This is a genomic window from Acinetobacter sp. PK01 (assembly GCF_022819285.1).
In the GTDB taxonomy this organism is placed as follows: domain Bacteria; phylum Pseudomonadota; class Gammaproteobacteria; order Pseudomonadales; family Moraxellaceae; genus Acinetobacter; species Acinetobacter tandoii.
This window is the reverse complement of record NZ_CP094643.1, coordinates 629,367-647,421: the sequence shown is the minus strand read 5'-3', so window position 1 is coordinate 647,421 and position 18,055 is coordinate 629,367. Positions and strand designations below refer to the sequence as shown.

18 protein-coding genes are annotated in these 18,055 nt (G+C 39.6%); 9 read left to right on the top strand and 9 right to left on the bottom strand.

Translation table 11 applies throughout. The features are described 5' to 3' along the window. Positions 1 to 34: 34 nt before the first annotated feature. From MP622_RS03050 to surE, 3 genes are all read right to left on the bottom strand, one after another. Positions 35 to 964, bottom strand: a complete 930-nt coding sequence (locus MP622_RS03050) for a LysR family transcriptional regulator (RefSeq protein ID WP_243792431.1) — start codon at positions 962 to 964, stop codon at positions 35 to 37. 95 nt (positions 965 to 1,059) lie between these two features. Beyond that, entirely contained in the window at positions 1,060 to 1,869 is an 810-nt protein-coding gene (locus MP622_RS03045) for a peptidoglycan DD-metalloendopeptidase family protein (RefSeq protein ID WP_016166732.1), read from the bottom strand. 126 nt (positions 1,870 to 1,995) lie between these two features. Beyond that, on the bottom strand, positions 1,996 to 2,763 hold the full coding sequence (surE, locus tag MP622_RS03040; protein WP_044740268.1) for a 5'/3'-nucleotidase SurE: 768 nt from the start codon (positions 2,761 to 2,763) through the stop codon (positions 1,996 to 1,998). A 104-nt stretch (positions 2,764 to 2,867) separates the two neighbouring features. On the opposite strand from surE, the gene MP622_RS03035 reads away from it, so the two are divergent. From MP622_RS03035 to MP622_RS03020, 4 genes are all read left to right on the top strand, one after another. Continuing rightward, positions 2,868 to 3,239, top strand: a complete 372-nt coding sequence (locus tag MP622_RS03035) for a hypothetical protein (RefSeq protein WP_016166792.1) — start codon at positions 2,868 to 2,870, stop codon at positions 3,237 to 3,239. Between the two features lie 178 nt (positions 3,240 to 3,417). After that, positions 3,418 to 3,801 (top strand): hypothetical protein, encoded by a 384-nt coding sequence (locus MP622_RS03030; RefSeq protein ID WP_016166793.1) that lies wholly within the window; start codon positions 3,418 to 3,420, stop codon positions 3,799 to 3,801. Positions 3,802 to 3,919: 118 nt separating this feature from the next. Then, on the top strand, positions 3,920 to 5,068 hold the full coding sequence (dacC, locus tag MP622_RS03025; protein ID WP_016166794.1) for a D-alanyl-D-alanine carboxypeptidase PBP5/6: 1,149 nt from the start codon (positions 3,920 to 3,922) through the stop codon (positions 5,066 to 5,068). Between the two features lie 100 nt (positions 5,069 to 5,168). Next, a complete protein-coding gene (locus MP622_RS03020) occupies positions 5,169 to 5,708 on the top strand; it encodes a gamma carbonic anhydrase family protein (RefSeq protein WP_243793441.1) in 540 nt (179 codons plus the stop codon). A gap of 113 nt (positions 5,709 to 5,821) precedes the next feature. On the opposite strand, the gene MP622_RS03015 is transcribed toward MP622_RS03020, so the two are convergent. Continuing rightward, positions 5,822 to 6,358 (bottom strand): isochorismatase family protein, encoded by a 537-nt coding sequence (locus MP622_RS03015; RefSeq protein ID WP_243792429.1) that lies wholly within the window; start codon positions 6,356 to 6,358, stop codon positions 5,822 to 5,824. Between the two features lie 454 nt (positions 6,359 to 6,812). Here MP622_RS03015 and MP622_RS03010 point away from each other — a divergent pair, with 454 nt between their 5' ends. The 5 genes from MP622_RS03010 (at position 6,813) to MP622_RS02990 (ending at position 11,364) form a co-directional block, all read left to right on the top strand. Further along, positions 6,813 to 7,298, top strand: coding sequence for an NUDIX hydrolase (locus tag MP622_RS03010; RefSeq protein ID WP_044740265.1), 486 nt, complete (start codon positions 6,813 to 6,815; stop codon positions 7,296 to 7,298). A 4-nt stretch (positions 7,299 to 7,302) separates the two neighbouring features. Continuing rightward, complete coding sequence (mnmA, locus tag MP622_RS03005) at positions 7,303 to 8,439, top strand: tRNA 2-thiouridine(34) synthase MnmA (RefSeq protein WP_243792427.1); 1,137 nt, start codon at positions 7,303 to 7,305, stop codon at positions 8,437 to 8,439. Between the two features lie 14 nt (positions 8,440 to 8,453). Further along, positions 8,454 to 9,185 (top strand): high frequency lysogenization protein HflD, encoded by a 732-nt coding sequence (gene hflD / locus MP622_RS03000; RefSeq protein WP_016166800.1) that lies wholly within the window; start codon positions 8,454 to 8,456, stop codon positions 9,183 to 9,185. A gap of 61 nt (positions 9,186 to 9,246) precedes the next feature. Beyond that, complete coding sequence (purB, locus tag MP622_RS02995; protein WP_243792426.1) at positions 9,247 to 10,635, top strand: adenylosuccinate lyase; 1,389 nt, start codon at positions 9,247 to 9,249, stop codon at positions 10,633 to 10,635. A gap of 78 nt (positions 10,636 to 10,713) precedes the next feature. Then, entirely contained in the window at positions 10,714 to 11,364 is a 651-nt protein-coding gene (locus tag MP622_RS02990) for a DUF2238 domain-containing protein (protein WP_243792424.1), read from the top strand. A 251-nt stretch (positions 11,365 to 11,615) separates the two neighbouring features. Here MP622_RS02990 and sohB read toward each other — a convergent pair whose 3' ends face one another. From sohB to MP622_RS02965, 5 genes are all read right to left on the bottom strand, one after another. After that, a complete protein-coding gene (gene sohB, locus MP622_RS02985; protein ID WP_016166803.1) occupies positions 11,616 to 12,578 on the bottom strand; it encodes a protease SohB in 963 nt (320 codons plus the stop codon). 197 nt (positions 12,579 to 12,775) lie between these two features. Next, positions 12,776 to 13,687, bottom strand: a complete 912-nt coding sequence (gene pstB / locus MP622_RS02980) for a phosphate ABC transporter ATP-binding protein PstB (RefSeq protein WP_016166804.1) — start codon at positions 13,685 to 13,687, stop codon at positions 12,776 to 12,778. Positions 13,688 to 13,700: 13 nt separating this feature from the next. Continuing rightward, positions 13,701 to 15,092, bottom strand: coding sequence for a phosphate ABC transporter permease PstA (gene pstA, locus MP622_RS02975; protein WP_243792422.1), 1,392 nt, complete (start codon positions 15,090 to 15,092; stop codon positions 13,701 to 13,703). After that, the gene (gene pstC, locus MP622_RS02970; protein WP_243792420.1) at positions 15,089 to 16,468 is read right to left on the bottom strand and encodes a phosphate ABC transporter permease subunit PstC; all 1,380 of its coding nucleotides are present in this window, start codon (positions 16,466 to 16,468) and stop codon (positions 15,089 to 15,091) included. Before pstC ends, pstA begins: the two co-directional genes overlap by 4 nt. Positions 16,469 to 16,567: 99 nt before the next feature. Beyond that, positions 16,568 to 17,593 (bottom strand): substrate-binding domain-containing protein, encoded by a 1,026-nt coding sequence (locus MP622_RS02965; RefSeq protein WP_016166807.1) that lies wholly within the window; start codon positions 17,591 to 17,593, stop codon positions 16,568 to 16,570. Between the last annotated feature and the right edge of the window lie 462 nt (positions 17,594 to 18,055).

Here is an 18,055-nt window from a genome sequence, read left to right as displayed (position 1 = left end):
AAGCCGCGTATAGCGGCTTTTTTATTTCAGCTTTTTATGAAGCTTCTTGATAAATTCTGCCACCGGGTAATTGGCAAAAATATTGTTTCAATGCATCTAAACAGCGGTGAATTTTCATCGGCTGTTGTTCACGTTTCGATGTAATTGCATATAAATAGAAATTAGGTAATTTCCACTCTGGTAATACTTCTACCAATGCACCATTGACTAAATCTTTTTGAACATCAAGATATAAAATTCGAGAAATTCCATGTCCTTGTAGACATAAAGACTTGGCAACCAACACATTATTGGTGGTCAAACGCGAGTTCATTTCAATACTCACAGATTCACCAGACATGCCATGTTGGAAAGCAAAACTTTCATAGTTTTTCATTAAGTTAACGGGAATCAGATCATGATTCTTTAGATCTTCAGGACGCGAAATTGGTGCCGTCTGATTTAAATAACTTGGTGAAGCAACTAACACTTGTTCAACGCGGGCCAGTGGAACCGCGTGTAAACTATGATCTTCAATTTTCGGACTCATGCGTAACGCAATATCAATTCGACCTTCAATCAAATCAATATAATGATTGTCCGCTTCCAAATGAACAGCTAAACCTCGATGGGCCGACATCCAATGTGATAATGCAGGAATAACGTGATTTGCACCTAACTCTGGAGTTGTCGCAATACGCAACTCCCCAACTAGGTCATCGCGTAATTCGTTAATACGAATCTTCCCACGCTCTGCAGCAGCTAGCATCTCTTGGCAGCTATGAAAAAAAGCTTGTCCAGCTTCAGTCAAACTCAATTTCCGTGTCGAACGATGTAGAAGGATCACTTCCATCTCGTGTTCTAAAGAACGAATCTGTTGGCTTACAGCACTTGTAGTAATTCCTAACTCTCGTGCGGCTCCGCTAAACGAACATTTTTCCACAACACAAGCAAACACTCCCATTGCTCGTAGTTGATCTAACATAAATTTCCCTCTAAACTTATGAGATGCTCCTACCTTTCGATAAAAGCAACTCATTGGATTATACGGTGAAATTTTAAAGTTGTAATGATCTTAATTTAATTTATTGGTAAAACATTAGTCGGATTGATTGGCTTACCATTTAAACGTACCTGAAACTCAAGCATGGTACGGCTTGCACCAGATGAACCCATCTCTGCAATTTTTTGACCAGCCGTTACATTTTCTCCGCTTTTCACAATCATCTTACTGTTATGTGCATAAGCCGTAATATAACCATCAATATGCTTAACTAAGATTAAATTACCATATTCTTTCAGCCCATCAGCAGCATAGACCACTTGACCATTTGCTGCGGCATACACTGGATCACCCACATTACCACTATAACGAATACCTTTCACATTATTGGCTAAATTGAAGTTTTCAATGACTGCGCCATTCGATGGTTTAACCCAACGTAAAGAAGTTACTGGCGTTGGAGTTACAGGTACAGAGCTGGTCGAAGGTGTTGTCGTGACTGCTGGCGTGGTTGGTAAAGTAATTGCCTGACGTTGAATCGGAGCAGTTTGTGTAACTGCCTGTGTCGTTGTAGTACGACGGCTATTACCCGAGCCTTTCAACTTAAGTGACTGTCCTACATAAATACGATACGGCGGTGCAATATCATTCATATCAGCAATGCTGACATAACTTAGTCCGTAACGTGCCGCAATTCCACTCAAGGTATCGCCAGAGCGTACAGTATAATAGTCGGGAGCCGTCGCGTAACGGGTCGGATTATTAATTTGAGGTTTGGATGCACATCCACTTAAAATAACAGTGGTAACAATAGCTGTTGAGATGACTAGGGTTTTCAACAATGCTGTTGGCGTAGCAAAGATCCGATTTTGCGACATCGCAGGCATTTATCTTCCTCTCTATATATGTCGTTATTGGTTTTCATGCGCGTAAGAGTAGCAAAAATATTTTGAAAAAATCCGCATTCACGGACTTTTTCACAAAGTTACAACATTTACAAGACTTTTGATGCTTTAGCGATACTGTTCATGTAAGTTCTGTAAAATTTCATAATTGGTCGCATCCATTTGAATGGGTGTAATACTGACAAAACCATTTGCAACAGCAAAGAAATCTGACTCAATCCCCGCAATTCCTTGTTTTGGTTCAGCCACCGCCTCTCCCGACAAACCAATCCAATATACTTGGCGACCACGTGGATCGACATGACTAGTAATCGGTTTGGATTGATAGCGGCGACCTTGATAGGTAATTTTCTGACCTTGCAGCTCAGCAACATCAGGAATATTAATATTCAAAATATGACGCGGTGGTAACTCTGGCAAACCTGCCTGAATGAAGTCGTGTACCCATTGTGCCGCAACTGCATAATCTTCTGGATGCTCATAACCACGTACATTGCTTCCTGCTAAAGAAACTGCGATTGCAGGCTGTTTCATTAAACGCCCTTCAAATGCTGCACCAACTGTTCCTGAATACAGCACGTCATCACCAAGGTTGGCACCGCTATTAATGCCACTGACCACCAAATCAAATTCAAAGTCGAAGAGTCCATTCATGGAGAGATACACACAATCTGCGGGTGTGCCATTCACCGCCCAAACATCTGGCGCAATTGAGATTGGTCGCAGCGGTCGATCTAAAGTTAAAGCACTGGAAAAACCACTTCGTTCACTTTCAGGTGCCACAATCACCACACGACCTAATGGTTTTAACGCATGTGCTAAAGCTTGTATCCCTGGCGCAAAAACACCATCATCATTGGCAATAAGAATATTCACAAAAAACTCGCTTTAAAAAGTGACTGACTAGAACATTTCATTGAATTATATGTGAAATTATATATATTAGCGCTCAATATCTATCACTAAATGAGTGCCTTACAATGATTAAAACTTTATCATTTCGTAGTGTTTTGGGATTTGGTCTTGCAGTTTTATTTACTCAAGCAGTTAACGCAAATGATGGTTTAAGCCCAGAAGAGGCAAATAGCATTGTAAAAGAAGATATCGCTTCCACCCAAATTATGGCTGAAGTTTGCCCTGCAGTTATTGGGAAAAATGCAAAATTAGATGCAAATGTAAAATTACTCACGCAAATGTATTTAAAAGACTACACTGGCTCAATGACTTTAGATCAACTGCAAGCTGATCCAGAGTACAAATCTATTTTGCAAGAAACACGCAAAGCTGCCCAAGAAACCAGTAAAGAAGAACAACAAGCTGTATGTATGGATGTTGTTGAATATCAAGCGTAATTGCTAAAATTGCTTACGAATGACTTCAAGTCAAGTTATTCGTAAGTTCAAGCCAGCCTTTTCCAAAGTCCACAACTTCTTCACTATTTCAACCATTTATATACATTTCCCCTCTTCCATTTCTACATAATCTGTTTAACCTTAGCTCAAATAGATTGATCTTTTGAGTTTATTGTTTATGAAATTCGCCGCTTTAAAAACAACATCTTTAGCTTTACTCACCACTTTTACTTTTTCTTTCGCTCATGCTGAAGAAAGCAAAGACGAAAATATTGAAGTCACACCAAACCAAACAGTTACTCAACAAGAACTCGCTGCCATTTATGTACTTTCAGAAATCTGCCCGAGCCTAATTGACAATAAAAATGGCTTCGAACAAGGCTATGCCAAACTAGCACAGGAACATCTTCCTGAAGAAAAAGATGCTGTTTCTGCTTTGGCTGAATTAAGTAAAAATAAAAAATTTAAACCAATTTTAGCTGAGGCAAAATCTGATGCTAAAACTGCGGGCGATGATAAAAATAAAGAAATCTGTCAAGAATTGACCACCTATAGCAATTGAAACAAATTGGTTACAATACTTTTGAAATAAGCCGATTTCATAGGTAGAAGTCGGCTATGCTTTGTCCTAGAATGCTAAGTTCTTTGTGCTTACATCAAGATATTGGAACCCGCTAGAAATGATCCGTAAAAGCGCCCTTGCTGCAACATTACTATTACCAAGTTTCTCTTTCGCAGCAACTGTCTTATCTACGCCGCCAGAACTCAATAATAAATCTTATGTTTTGATGGACTATGAGACAGGGCAAATCCTCGCAGCGAAAAATGAAAATGAAAAGTTAGCACCTGCTTCAATGACAAAAATGATGACCAGTTACATCATTGAACAAAAACTGTTGAAGGGCGAGCTCACTGAAGATGAAAAAGTTCGTATGAACGAATCTGCATGGTGTCGTGGTAGTAGCACAGAATCATGTATGTATGTTCCTTTAAATGGTACTGCGACTGCCTTAGAAATGTTGCGTGGTATTATTATTCAATCGGGTAATGATGCATCTAAAGCAATGGCTGAACACATTGCTGGAAATGAAGGTACTTTCGCTTACATGATGAATGAAGAAGCGAAACGTATGGGCATGACCAATACCCACTTCATCAACTCGACTGGTATGCCAGCAGATGGCCATTACTCAACTGCAAAAGATATGGCAACGCTTGCGCAGCATATCATTCATGACAGTTCAAAATATTATCCAATCTATTCTGAAAAAGAATTTACCTATAATGGGATTAAACAAGGCAACCGTAATGCCTTGCTTTATACAGACCCTAGTGTAGACGGTTTAAAAACAGGTCATACTGAAGAAGCAGGTTACTGCGTAACCACTTCATCAAAACGTGGTCCAATGCGTTTGATCTCTGTTGTATTTGGTACGCCAACCATACAAGAGCGTGCAACACAAACACGCAGCTTACTGGCTTGGGGCTTTGCAAACTTTGAAACCGTAAAAGTACAGCCTGCAAACCAAGTTTTAGCTAAAGCAAAAGTTTACTTTGGTAAAGAAAACGAAGTTCAAATTGGCTTAGCTGAAAACTTCAACGTAACCATGCCTAAAGGCAAAGCAGACGCAATTAAAACACAACTTGTGGTTCAACCTAAACTGACAGCTCCTTTACAAAAGGGTCAAGTGGTTGGTAAGTACGTTGCAAGCTTAGATGGCAAAGTGATTTCAGAAAAACCATTGGTTGCATTACAAGCGGTTGAAGAAGCTGGATTCTTTGCACGTTTAATCGATCATATCAAACAATTCTTCGCAAACTTATTTTAAGATTTAACAACTTAAACTAAAGTTAAAGCATTCGTATGCAAATACGGATGCTTTTTTCTTTTATACTCAGATATAAATTGCTGAATGATGCTGTATGAACATGAAAAAAAATATCCGTCCTTATTTAGATAGCAAACCGAAGATTGATGCAAGCTGCTATGTTGATGATGCCTCTATTGTGATTGGAGACGTCATACTGGCAGATCATGTTTCCGTATGGCCTTTCGCTGTGATTCGTGGTGATGTAAATAGTATTCGCATTGGCAAATACAGTAATGTGCAAGATCATTGCATGCTACATGTTAGCCATAAAAATGATGCTAAACCGAATGGTTCTCCCCTTATTATTGGTGAAGATGTCACAATTGGACATCATGTCACTTTACATGGCTGTACGATTGGCAATCGTGTATTGGTCGGAATCAACAGTATCATTTTAGACGATGTGATTATCGAAGATGACGTGATGATTGGTGCGGGTAGTTTAGTTCCACCACGTAAACGTCTAGAAAGTGGATATCTCTATGTCGGTAGCCCAGTGCAAAAATCACGTCCTTTAACCGATAAAGAAAAAGAGTTTTTAACTTACTCTGCACGACACTATGTGAAAGTGGCAAATAATTACCGAGAAAAAGATTAATATTCTGTATAAATTTTATTTTAAATAGCCCCTTAGTTTGGGGCTATTTTTTAATGTCTCATTTATTAAGTAATATTACGTGACCATACGTGGTATAGATTCGCTTCTTAAGCTTAGAAATTAAACTCAGCACTTGTAGTAAGTTTAGCGAAAGCTCCATTCAACGTTGAGTTATGGTGCATTATAATTTGCTGAGCTGAGAGTTGCTCAGAATCAATAGTTGTATGTGCATCCGAAATAAGGCTTACATTAAAACCCAAATCAGCCGCAGCTCGTACAGTTGTATCAATACAATACTCTGTTTTCATTCCGACAATTACCAACTCTTCGACCTTAAGCTCAGTCAAAATTTTATGTAAGTTTGTTTCTCTGAAACAATTTGGGTACTGCTTTTCTAAAATATGGTAATGATTGCCCATTTTAAGTTCACTAATTAACTGAGTCATTGGGCTTTCTGGACTTAAAGGCGTGTGAGCTAAGCCAACATGACGCATATAAATTACAGGCACCTGAGATAGGTCTGCTTTTTCTATCAGAAGATTAATATTATTCAGTACATGATTATTATTGAATGGTGCAATAGCTTGTTTGAATAAACCGTTTTGCATATCAACTATAATTAGTGCTTTACGTGCAATTAAATTAGACATTTAGAGCTCCGTTCTTACCAATAATGAACAGAGCATTACCCTAGCCATTATTGGCTGAGGGTTAGATTATAGAATTGTAAGGGACGTTCTAAAATTTACACACAGCCTTGCAAGAAGGTTGTGGTCATCGTGAATGAGATATTAGGAAAAGCTTTTTTCATTTTTGATATGATTAAAATTAGAACTAAACCAACATATCATAGATTTCTCTGTAGAACAGCAGATCTAAACAAAAACCGTCAATTCAAAGCGTAATTAGGCTTGATATATCGTTAGATCTTTTCAAAATAACACCATACCCTAATACCATTTCACAAGTTAGTGGGAGCTTAAGAAATAAAACTGAATGACCAAAACAACAGCGGATTGATTCCCCCAAAGAAAACTGCCTGTCAACATAGCCACCGCCTTCTAAATTTTGTAGAATACCCCTTTTATTCCATGGTACTTTTTTATGACCGCTTGGGCAGCTCATGTCACTGTAGCTACTGTCGTTGAAAAAGACGGAAAGTTTTTGTTTGTCGAAGAACACAGCGAAGGTATTACACATACGGTGTTTAACCAACCTGCTGGGCATGTTGAATGTGGTGAAAGCATTATTCAAGCGGCGGTTCGTGAAACCATGGAAGAAACAGGTCATGCGGTTGAAGTAGATGCTCTACTAGGCATTTATACTTACACTCCGCCTATGTTCCCTGATCGTACTTATTTTAGATTTTGTTTTTTAGCACATGTTCTAGAGTATTTTCCTGAAGCTGAACTCGATCAAGGTATTGTTGGTCCAAAATGGATGACCCTAGATGAACTTCAAGAAACTGCTCGCGCACGTAGCCCTTTAGTCATTAAAGCGGTCAAAGATGCGCTCGCTGGGCAAAAATACCCTTTATCGCTCGTTTATGAGCACCAAAACTCTCCTCTTATCTCAAATCTGGATGCTTAATCCTATGCAACAACGTGTCATCGTCGGTATGTCTGGTGGTGTAGACTCTTCTGTATCTGCAGCACTTCTTCTTCAACAAGGATATCAAGTTGAAGGACTTTTCATGAAGAACTGGGAAGAAGATGACGGCACGGAATACTGTACGGCAATGGAAGACCTTGCCGATGCACAAGCCGTTTGCGATAAAATTGGGATTAAATTACATACCGCAAATTTTGCGATGGAATATTGGGATCGTGTGTTTGAACACTTCCTCGCTGAATATGCTGCTGGTCGTACCCCAAACCCAGACATTTTATGCAATAAAGAAATTAAATTTCGCGCCTTTCTCGACCATGCGGTGAATTTAGGCGCCGACTTTATTGCTACAGGTCATTATTGCCGTCGTGGTGAAACCATGACCAACTCTCGTGGTGAAGAATATGCGCCTTTATTGCGTGGTTTAGATCAAAATAAAGATCAGACTTATTTCTTACATGCCGTACATGGTCGTGAAATTAATAAAACCTTGTTCCCTGTAGGTAAAATTGAAAAACCTGAAGTTCGCCGCATTGCAGAAGAGCTAGGTTTAGTCACTGCGAAGAAAAAAGACTCAACTGGCATTTGTTTTATTGGAGAACGTCGATTTAATGACTTCTTGAAACAATACCTGCCTGCTCAGCCTGGAAAAATTGTGCTGGATAATGGGAAAGAGGTTGGTGATCATCACGGCTTAATGTACTATACGCTCGGTCAGCGTGGTGGCATTGGCATTGGCGGTATGAAAGGTGCTGAAGAAGGTGCTTGGTTCGTCTTACACAAAGATATTGAACATAACCGCCTTGTCGTCGGTCAAGGTCATGATCACCCATTAATGCAAAGTACGATGCTTTGGAGTGAAGCGATTGACTGGGTTGCAGGTGAACAAGACATCCCTGCTACAGGTTTCCGCTGTACAGCTAAGACCCGTTATCGCCAACCTGACCAAGCTTGCGTATTATATAAAGATGACACGATGCCAAACGGTGTTCGGGTTGAATTTGATGAATCACAACGTGCTGTTACTCCAGGTCAGAGTGTCGTGTTTTATTTAGATGATATTTGTTTAGGTGGTGGTGTCATTCATCATACCAATGCGCCTAAGCCAGATTTTATTGCATAAAAGGATTGTTCGGTATGGTTGAGTTACCGTTTCAACAGCCTCAAACTTTAAGTCAACGTCAAAATCGTGCATTGGCGCTTGCGGCTGTGTTTCAGGCAACACAACTCACCCATATGACCGCTATTTCTGGGCGACAGAGCATCGGAGATAGCGGGAATTTCTATTTAGAGCAGCTCATTAAAGCCAGCTTGAATATTCGTCCGACCTCCAATCAATCCTGCCAAACCTTGGATTTTTTCAACCAACTTGCTGATATTTCGCTTGGTTTAAAAACCTTAGAAAGTAGTATTACCCAGCCATTTAATCCTGCACCAAAATCCCGCTTACCCAAACTTTCAAATGCTAAGCTTCCAATGTCCTATGCTATGGCATTATTACAATTAGAAAAAAAGGTCTATAGCAATCCAAAGTTTGTAGAAATTATTGAAAAATCCCAGCAAAAGATTCTGAAACAACTCTCTTTTTTCGACAATAACTATACGCATCCGAGCATTCTTGCAAACTTAGCCCAAACCTATGTCGATACCGCAGGACAAATTAATCCTCGCATTATGGTACGTGGCAATGCAGAAGCCTTTAAGGATACAGCGCACACCAATCGAATTCGTGCTGCCCTCTTTACTGGTCTACAAATGGCACATTTGTGGCGTCAGCTTGGAGGAAGCTCTTGGAGCATGATTTTTAGCAAACGAAAATTGCTTCAAGATATTCAAGATCTCGCTCGTTTACAGTATCAGGTGGTTTGACCTAATGAATGCTGTACGAAATTTTCGTTTTACGTTTTATTCCAAAGTTTAAGGAATCACCATGAACGCTTTAACTGCACTTTCTCCATTAGATGGACGTTACGCTAGCAAATGTGATGCTTTGCGTCCTTTCCTCTCTGAGTTTGGTTTAATCCATGCTCGTGTGACTGTTGAAGTGCGCTGGTTGCAAGCGCTTGCGAACCACCCTGAAATTGTTGAAGTTCCAGCATTTACGGCTGAAACAAATGCAGCTTTAGATGCTATCGTTGCTCAATTTTCTGAAGAAGATGCAAACCGCATTAAAGAAATTGAACGTACAACCAACCATGACGTAAAAGCGGTTGAATATTTCTTAAAAGAAAAAATTGCCAATATTGATGAACTTAAAAATGCGGGTGAATTTATTCACTTTGCATGTACATCTGAAGACATCAACAACTTGTCTCATGCATTAATGTTGAAAAATGGTCGTGATGTATTGGTTGATTCTATGCAACAAATTATTGATGCAATTGTGGTGTTGGCTGAGAAACACGCTGAACAACCAATGCTTTCTCGTACACACGGTCAAACTGCAAGCCCAACAACTTTGGGTAAAGAAATGGCAAACGTAGCTTACCGTTTAGCGCGCCAAATCAAGCAATTCCAAAATGTGGAATTACTGGGCAAAATTAATGGTGCTGTGGGTAACTACAATGCACATTTATCAGCTTACCCAAACATTAACTGGCCTGCACATTCCCAAGCATTTGTTGAATCTTTAGGTTTAGACTTTAACCCGTACACCACGCAAATTGAACCACATGACTACATGGCGGAACTTTTTGATGCTTTACGTCGTTACAACACGATTTTGATCGATTTTAACCGCGATGTATGGGGTTATATTTCTTTAGGTTTCTTCAAACAAAAACTTAAAGATGGTGAAGTCGGTTCTTCAACGATGCCACACAAAGTGAATCCAATTGACTTCGAAAACTCTGAAGGTAACTTAGGTCTTGCGAATGCTGTATTGGCACACTTAGGTGAAAAATTACCAATCTCTCGCTGGCAGCGTGACCTTACAGACTCAACTGTTCTTCGTAACATGGGTGTTGGTTTTGCTCAAAGCTTAATCGCATTTGAAGCATGCTTAAAAGGTATTGGTAAACTTGAACTCAATGCTGCGCGTATTCTTGAAGACCTAGACAACGCTCAAGAAGTACTTGCTGAACCAATTCAAACGGTTATGCGTCGTTATAACGTAGAAAAGCCATACGAAAAATTGAAAGCCCTTACACGCGGTCAAGCTATGACACGTGAGATGATGATTGACTTCGTCAATGGTAATGAACTTGAAGCTGTACCCGCAGCCGATCGTGCACGTTTAGCTGAAATGACACCTGCAAGTTACACAGGTAATGCTGCTGAACAAGCAAAACAAATTAAAGATTTAATTGCTAAAATCTAATTTGCTGTTAATTTAAAAAGCGAAGCTTAGGCTTCGCTTTTTTGTGCCCTGCTTGATAACAGATATGAATATAACAACATGATTGAATACCAACTGACTTTTAAACACTGGCTTTGCTTAGCGTTTATTGCTACTACAATTTTAATTACCAGTATTCACCCTCTAGAATTCGAATCATATTTACTTCATCAAGCAGGAACAATTTTTATGCTTATTGTTCTGTTCATTATGATGAAAAAGATCGGACTGAGTTTTCTTACTTTTAGCCTATACTTGGGTTTCCTGTTCATTCACATTGTCGGTGCACATTATTTATATTCCTATGTGCCCTATAATGAATGGTTCCAGCAAGTTTTTCATTTTGATTTAAATCAAACCATGGGCTGGACACGCAATATGTACGATCGATGGGTACATTTAGTCTATGGACTGCTCCTCTATCCTTTTTTCTATCGTGTGTTTCAGGTTTGGTTACCTAGTCTCAAACCTTATGTACTTTTCCTTTTGGTGATCCAGTTTGTGATGGCAACCAGCCTGATTTATGAATGGGTCGAATGGTTAATTGCCATTCAACTTTCTCCAGAAGATGCGGAAAACTATAATGGACAGCAAGGCGATATCTGGGATGCTCATATGGACATGCTGTTAGCGACAATAGGCTCTTTGATTTATGGAATTTTGTACTTGATCTACCCTGCTCTTAACGCAAATTCCACATCTAAAAAATAAATATTACACAGGACAAAAATACGATTCGGATAATTCGAAAGATGAGCAACTGCCAAATAACTGTAAGTTAAAGAAGCACTCAGTCAATCTTAGCATTTGGGGTTATTGTGATGGTGCGATTCATATCACAACTTCTCATTATGAATTTATAAAGGCTTCATACTAATACAAGTTGATTTGAAAATTAAAATTCAGCAGAAAAAAATGCCCATAAAGGGCATTTTAAAATTTCATCATTTTATGCATTAAAATTAAAGCTTAGGATCGCGCATTTGCACCAAATTCGCATTTGCCTTACTTAGACTTTCCATTACTTTATGCATCACAGTTGGAACCAATTGGTCTGCAATTTGTGCTGCCTGTAAGCCAATTTTTTCACCTAAAGTTGGTTTACGACGAGTTTGAATCACATAAACATCATGTTGTGGTAACAAGCTCAATAGGTATTCATCTGAAGTCTGTAGCTTATCGACCAAATTCAAATCTAGCGCATCACGCCCGTACCAGTGTTCGCCTGTCGCTACCTTTTCAACATTTAACTGCGGACGGTATTTTTCGACAAAGTGCTTAAATAGCTCATGGGTTTGTTGCAACTCTTCTTCAAATTTTGCTTTACCTTCAGGGGTATTTTCACCAAACATAGTCACTGTGCGTTTAAATTGTCCCGCAGTGTACAACTCAAAATCAACATGATGTTCTTTTAGCAAACGGTTAAAGTTGGGTACTTGTGCAACCACACCGATAGAACCAACCACCGCAAATGGTGCAGCAATAATCTCACTGGCAATACATGCCATCATGTAACCACCGCTTGCTGCAACTTTATCGACACAAATGGTTAAATGAAAACCTGCATCACGTAAACGCACCAACTGTGCAGCAGCTAGGCCATAACCATGTACCATGCCACCAGGGCTTTCTAAACGAACAACAACACGGTCACGACCTGCCTTAGCAGTCGCTAAAATAAGAGTGATTTCTTCACGAATATTATCTACAGCAGATGCTGCAGTATCGCCTTTAAAGTCCAATACATAGATTTTTTGATTGTTCTTTTTACGCGCGCGTGCTTCTTTGGCCAATTGTTGTGTCAGTTGTAAAAGCTCTAATTTTGAAGCAGTCGTTTGCGCAATTTTTTTTCTTTGTTCATTTACGCGTGCATTTAAGTGACTAACTCGTATTTCCGCAGGCAACTTCGGCAATTGAAATAACATATGTAAGTAATTCTCAATTTTGTTTAGATTGACTATAAGATGGGGCTTTTATTGCAAAAATTCAATATCGTTTTTGCAATAATATAGAGATAAAAAATTGCCTTGTAATCATTCACTTTCTTCATTTAAATCAAGAAAATTTTGCAGGCAAAAAAAACCGCAAATTAAAATTTGCGGTTAGATACAAGTAGATCTGATTAACCAAAACGACCTGTAATATATGCTTCAGTAAGCTGATGATCAGGTTGCGTGAATACTTTTTCAGTCGAGTTCACTTCAATCAAATCACCCAAGTGGAAGTAAGCGGTACGGTCTGAAACACGTGCCGCTTGTTGCATTGAGTGTGTCACGATTGCAATGGTGTACTGTGTAGAAAGCTCGGAAATTAATTCTTCCACTTTTGCGGTCGCAATTGGATCAAGTGCAGAACATGGCTCATCCATCAAAATCACTTCTGGACTCACAGCAATAGTACGTGCAATACATAAACGTTGTTGCTGGCCACCTGATAAACCTGTCCCTGGTTGATTCAGACGGTCTTTAACTTCATCCCAAAGACCTGCTTTACGCAAACTGTTTTCAACAATTTCTTCCAAGTCATATTTATCACGTGCCAAACCATGCAGTTTTGGACCATACGCAACATTGTCAAAAATAGACTTTGGAAATGGATTTGGCTTTTGGAAGACCATGCCTACTTGCGCACGCAGTAACACCACATCTAGATTTGGATCATAAATGTCCTGATTATCCAACAAAACTTTACCCGTCACACGGCATGAATCAATGGTGTCATTCATACGGTTTAAAGTACGCAAAAAGGTCGATTTACCGCAACCCGAAGGGCCAATAAAGGCAATCACTTCATTTTGATAAATTTCTAAATCAATCCCTTTAATGGCTTCAGCATCGCCATAATAAACATGAACATCAGAAGTGCTGAGTTTTACTTTGGCAGTTTCATTTTCTTTTTTTGCAGATGCTTGCGTATCAAACTGTGAAATAAACGACGTTTGACGCTTTGAATCAGCTTCAGGAGATGTAAATTGAGTCTGTTGTGGATTCACTGACTTGTCCTGCTCTAAAGAGTTATTTACAACGGTATTCATATATTGCCCTCAATTACCAGCGGACTTCAAATTTCTTACGTAACCAAATTGCAAGACTGTTTAATCCAATCATTAATGCAAGGAGTACGATAATGGCTGCCGCAGTACGTCCTTCAAAGAAGTTACGCAACTCATTACCCTGCCATAAATAAACTTGTACAGGTAATGCTGTGGCTTGATCTAATGGTGTACTTGGAATACTGGCAACAAAGGCACTCATTCCAATTAATAATAATGGTGCAGTTTCACCCAGTGCATGTGCAACACCAATGATTGAACCTGTCATGATCCCTGGGAGTGCTAAAGGAAGCACATGATGGAATACAGTTTGAATGCGCGATGCACCCAAACCTAATGCAGCTTGGCGAATGGATGGCGGAACTGCTTTTAAAGATGCGCGTGTGGTAATAATTACCGTTGGTAAAGTCATTAAACTTAACACCAAACCACCAACCAATGGCGCAGACAATGGTAACTGCATCCAGCCAATAAATATTGCTGCACCCAACAAACCAAATACAATCGAAGGAACAGCCGCAAGGTTGTTAATGTTCACTTCAATAATATCGGTAATGAGATTTTTTGGCGCAAATTCTTCAAGATAGATTGCTGATGCTACCCCAATTGGAATTGAGATAAAAATCACAATCAACATCATGAACAGCGAGCCCATAAATGCACCTGCTAAACCAGATGTTGCTGGTGCACTACGTGAGTCCGGATTAGTGAAAATATTGGTGTTAAAGGTATTTTCAATTACACCTTTAGCTTCCATAGAGTCAGCCAACTGACGAACTTCTGGGCTTAATTGCTGTTGCTCATCAGGAAGACTACGGTCAATGTTCCCTGCCAACCATACATCGACATTGGCATCAGTTAACAACTTAATATCTTCTGTTTTACCAATTAACGTTGGATCAGCCAACACCATATCACGTAAACGGTACGATTCTGAATCAGTATAAATACTGGTAAGTTCGTCACGTTGAGCCGCCAGTGACGGATCTTTTTTAATCAGACCATTCACAATCAGTGCATCCCAATCCACCATTCCCATTTCAGTTTGCCAAGCTACATAACGCTCTTGGAACTGTGCTGGAGACTCTCCTGCACGCTGTACAGGTTTAGCACCCGCATTCACAATCGTTGGGTCAAAATACACTGGAACTGACATACTGGTTTGCCAGAAGGCAGGCAAACCTTTCGCCAAAATACTGCCAAACAGTAAAACCACGAAGAATAAGCCAGAGATTACTGCTGCAAAGCCAAATCCACGAAAGATTTTTTCCTTGCGGTGACGTTTAGATAATGAGTTTTCAATAATCTTTTTACGTTTTTCGCGCAATTCAGCAGCCGATTGCGAGTCAAATGTTTGACCCATAGAAGAAGAATTCGATGTGCTCATTCGTATTGCTCGCGATATTTACGCACGATGTAAAGTGCAATAATGTTCAGACCCAAAGTAATCACAAATAAGGTCAGACCCAATGCAAAAGCAACCAATGCTTGAGGGCTGGCAAAATCTGTATCCCCTGTTAATTGCTTCACAATCGTCACTGTTACGGTTGATACTGCTTCGAGTGGGTTTGCATGAAGTAATGGACTATTACCTGCGGCTAAAACCACAATCATGGTTTCACCAACAGCACGAGATACTGCCAGTAAGAAAGCCCCTGTAATCCCAGGTAAAGCTGCTGGCAAAACTACTTTTCGGATTGTTTCAGACTTGGTTGCACCTAAACCCAAAGAACCATCGCGTAATGCACGAGGTACCTGAGTGATAATGTCGTCTGAAAGTGAAGATACGAATGGAATAATCATGATGCCCATCACGAATCCAGCCGTCAACGCACTGGTCGCATTGATGTTCACGCCGACTTGTTCACCGAGCATTCTAAAGAATGGACCAATGATCATCATCGCAAATACACCATAAACAATGGTTGGAATACCTGCGAGAACTTCAATAGCTGGCTTTACCCAAGAACGGAAGCCTGAAGAAGCATATTCAGCCAAGTAAATGGCAATCATGAGACCTAAAGGTACTGCAACCAGTAGTGCAATACCACTAACCATCAAGGTTCCCCAAATTAATGGGAGCAGACCATAACTGCCTTCCGCATTGCCTGAAGTACTAAAACCTGGGTTCCATTCAGTACCAAAGAAGAAATCCATTGGGCTGACAAAACGGAAGAAATGCATGGCTTCAGTAAACATCGACATCACAATACCGACGGTTGTCAGAATTGCCACGCCCGAACACAACGCCAAACCAATATTGATGATTTTTTCAACTTGGTTTCGTGCTCGGTATTGTCCTTGTACACGTTTTTTTGCCCAGACTAAACCGACTAAGGCAGCACAAATCACCACAGCTAATTTTGCAAAAGAACCAATACTTTCAACCTTTGCCAATTGTTGTGCAGCCGCGATTTCATATGGCGCAGCTTGATCACTTACCCCAAAACCTGATGCAATTGCCTGTACACGATCTAGAAGTACTTCAACACCCGCAGCATCCAAACCACTTAATACATTTGCAGGAACATTGTTCATAACAATGTGACGCAAAATATTGGGTTCAACGATATTCCAAACAATCAAAATTAAAAAAGCAGGGATACCACACCACAACGCAACCAATGCCCCATAATATCCTGGGCGTGAATGCAACATTGCTGAGTTATTTCCCTTACCTGCTAAGTTACGACTTTTTGCGAGACCAATTTGGTAAGCGATCGCAATTATGGCCAGTAACACGCCTATAAGTAGCAGATTCATGTATTCTCCACCGTTTTTTCAATTTTCATTCTTTGAAAAAACTCACTAAGTACAAAAAGCCAATGGTGGGAGATCCCACCATTTGCCTATTTCACTGAATTACTTAACCGCTTTACCTGCTTTAAAGTCAGCAAGGATTTTTGCACGCTCTTTGTCTGACATAGAAATCAAGCCTGCTTTTTCTAACTTAGAACCTTTACCTGAAACTTTCTTGTTTAAGAAATATTCCGTGTATTGTTGTAAGCCTTTGATTGATTGAAGGTGCTCACCTTTCACGTAGAAGAACAATGGGCGTGAAACAGGGTAAGAACCATTCAGAATTGTCTTCTCAGATGGCGCAACGTTGTTCACTGTCGCTACACGTAACTTGTCACGGTTTTGATCATAGAAGCCTAAACCAAACACACCTACTGCACTTGGAGAAGTTTTCAAGCGAGCCAATGTTTCAGTGTAGTCGCCTGCAATTTCAATGACTTTGCCGTCTTTACGGAAAGCTGAACATGCTTTCTTCTGAGCATCTTTATCTAACTTCTTGAAGTAATCGTAAGATTCACAACCAGCTTCAACCATTTTCTCTTGGAACACTTCACGTGTACCGTGGTTTGTAGCAGGAATTACAAGAGTAATTGGTTCGTTTGGAAGTGTTTTGTCAATTTGGTTCCAACGTGTATATGGGTTTGGAACTAACTTACCATTTGATGGTAATTTTTCAGCTAAAGCTGCAAATACATGGTAAGGCTTTAACTTGTATGCTGCTTTGTGTGAGTTTGACGCAAAAACAATACCGTCATAACCAATTTTGATTTCGTGAATTTTGTTTACGCCTGCTTTTTTACAAGCAGCTAATTCTGTATCTTTAATTTTACGTGATGCATTTGCCACATCAATCGTATTGTCACCTACACCTGCACAGAACTGTTTTAAACCGCCTGAAGTACCACCAGAACCCACAACTGGAGTTTTATATTGCGGAAATGTATTACCAAATTCTTCAGCTACAATACTTGCATATGGCAATACTGTTGAAGAACCAGCGATTTGAATTGTGTCACGTGCTGCATTTGCAGTTGTTGCTACAGCTGCCCCTGTTACTGCCAATGCAAGTGCGATGTGGTTTAAGCGCATACTCATCTCTCTTAATGTGTGCAATTTGAAGTACGTCACTTTTTTATTCAGTTTTGTACTTTTTTCGATATATGCATTTTGATTTTAAAATATGACAAATAAGTTACAGCAATATGACGCTTTTATGATATTTGGAGCTTGAATGATGATTTATTTAAAATTCTTTTAGATTCAATATGTAACATAAATTATATTCTTATTTTTATGTTTTCATTTCTAGCTGTAAAGTGTAACAATTCATCTTGATGTCATTTTTACATGCTTTAAAGTGTGTCCATTATCTTAATACCCTCTTACCCAATTCAGCCTTTCCTACCTAATTAAACAGGTTTAAAGCATGAATTTAAGAATCTAAGAATTTTTTACCTATCTCGAATACCTACACTTACTCTACTCAGTCATTCTTAAATACAAAAAGGGCTACCCCACGTTAGTCGGGTAACCCTAAATGTATAACCTTTA

Coding starts and splice junctions, on each gene's coding strand:
- MP622_RS03050 (WP_243792431.1), bottom strand. CDS start 964: ATGTTAGATCAACTACGAGCAATGGGAGTGTTTGCTTGTGTTGTGGAA.
- MP622_RS03045 (WP_016166732.1), bottom strand. CDS start 1,869: ATGCCTGCGATGTCGCAAAATCGGATCTTTGCTACGCCAACAGCATTG.
- MP622_RS03035 (WP_016166792.1), top strand. CDS start 2,868: ATGATTAAAACTTTATCATTTCGTAGTGTTTTGGGATTTGGTCTTGCA.
- MP622_RS03030 (WP_016166793.1), top strand. CDS start 3,418: ATGAAATTCGCCGCTTTAAAAACAACATCTTTAGCTTTACTCACCACT.
- dacC (WP_016166794.1), top strand. CDS start 3,920: ATGATCCGTAAAAGCGCCCTTGCTGCAACATTACTATTACCAAGTTTC.
- MP622_RS03020 (WP_243793441.1), top strand. CDS start 5,169: ATGAAAAAAAATATCCGTCCTTATTTAGATAGCAAACCGAAGATTGAT.
- MP622_RS03015 (WP_243792429.1), bottom strand. CDS start 6,358: ATGTCTAATTTAATTGCACGTAAAGCACTAATTATAGTTGATATGCAA.
- MP622_RS03010 (WP_044740265.1), top strand. CDS start 6,813: ATGACCGCTTGGGCAGCTCATGTCACTGTAGCTACTGTCGTTGAAAAA.
- mnmA (WP_243792427.1), top strand. CDS start 7,303: ATGCAACAACGTGTCATCGTCGGTATGTCTGGTGGTGTAGACTCTTCT.
- hflD (WP_016166800.1), top strand. CDS start 8,454: ATGGTTGAGTTACCGTTTCAACAGCCTCAAACTTTAAGTCAACGTCAA.
- purB (WP_243792426.1), top strand. CDS start 9,247: ATGAACGCTTTAACTGCACTTTCTCCATTAGATGGACGTTACGCTAGC.
- MP622_RS02990 (WP_243792424.1), top strand. CDS start 10,714: ATGATTGAATACCAACTGACTTTTAAACACTGGCTTTGCTTAGCGTTT.
- sohB (WP_016166803.1), bottom strand. CDS start 12,578: ATGTTATTTCAATTGCCGAAGTTGCCTGCGGAAATACGAGTTAGTCAC.
- pstB (WP_016166804.1), bottom strand. CDS start 13,687: ATGAATACCGTTGTAAATAACTCTTTAGAGCAGGACAAGTCAGTGAAT.
- pstA (WP_243792422.1), bottom strand. CDS start 15,092: ATGAGCACATCGAATTCTTCTTCTATGGGTCAAACATTTGACTCGCAA.
- pstC (WP_243792420.1), bottom strand. CDS start 16,468: ATGAATCTGCTACTTATAGGCGTGTTACTGGCCATAATTGCGATCGCT.
- MP622_RS02965 (WP_016166807.1), bottom strand. CDS start 17,593: ATGCGCTTAAACCACATCGCACTTGCATTGGCAGTAACAGGGGCAGCT.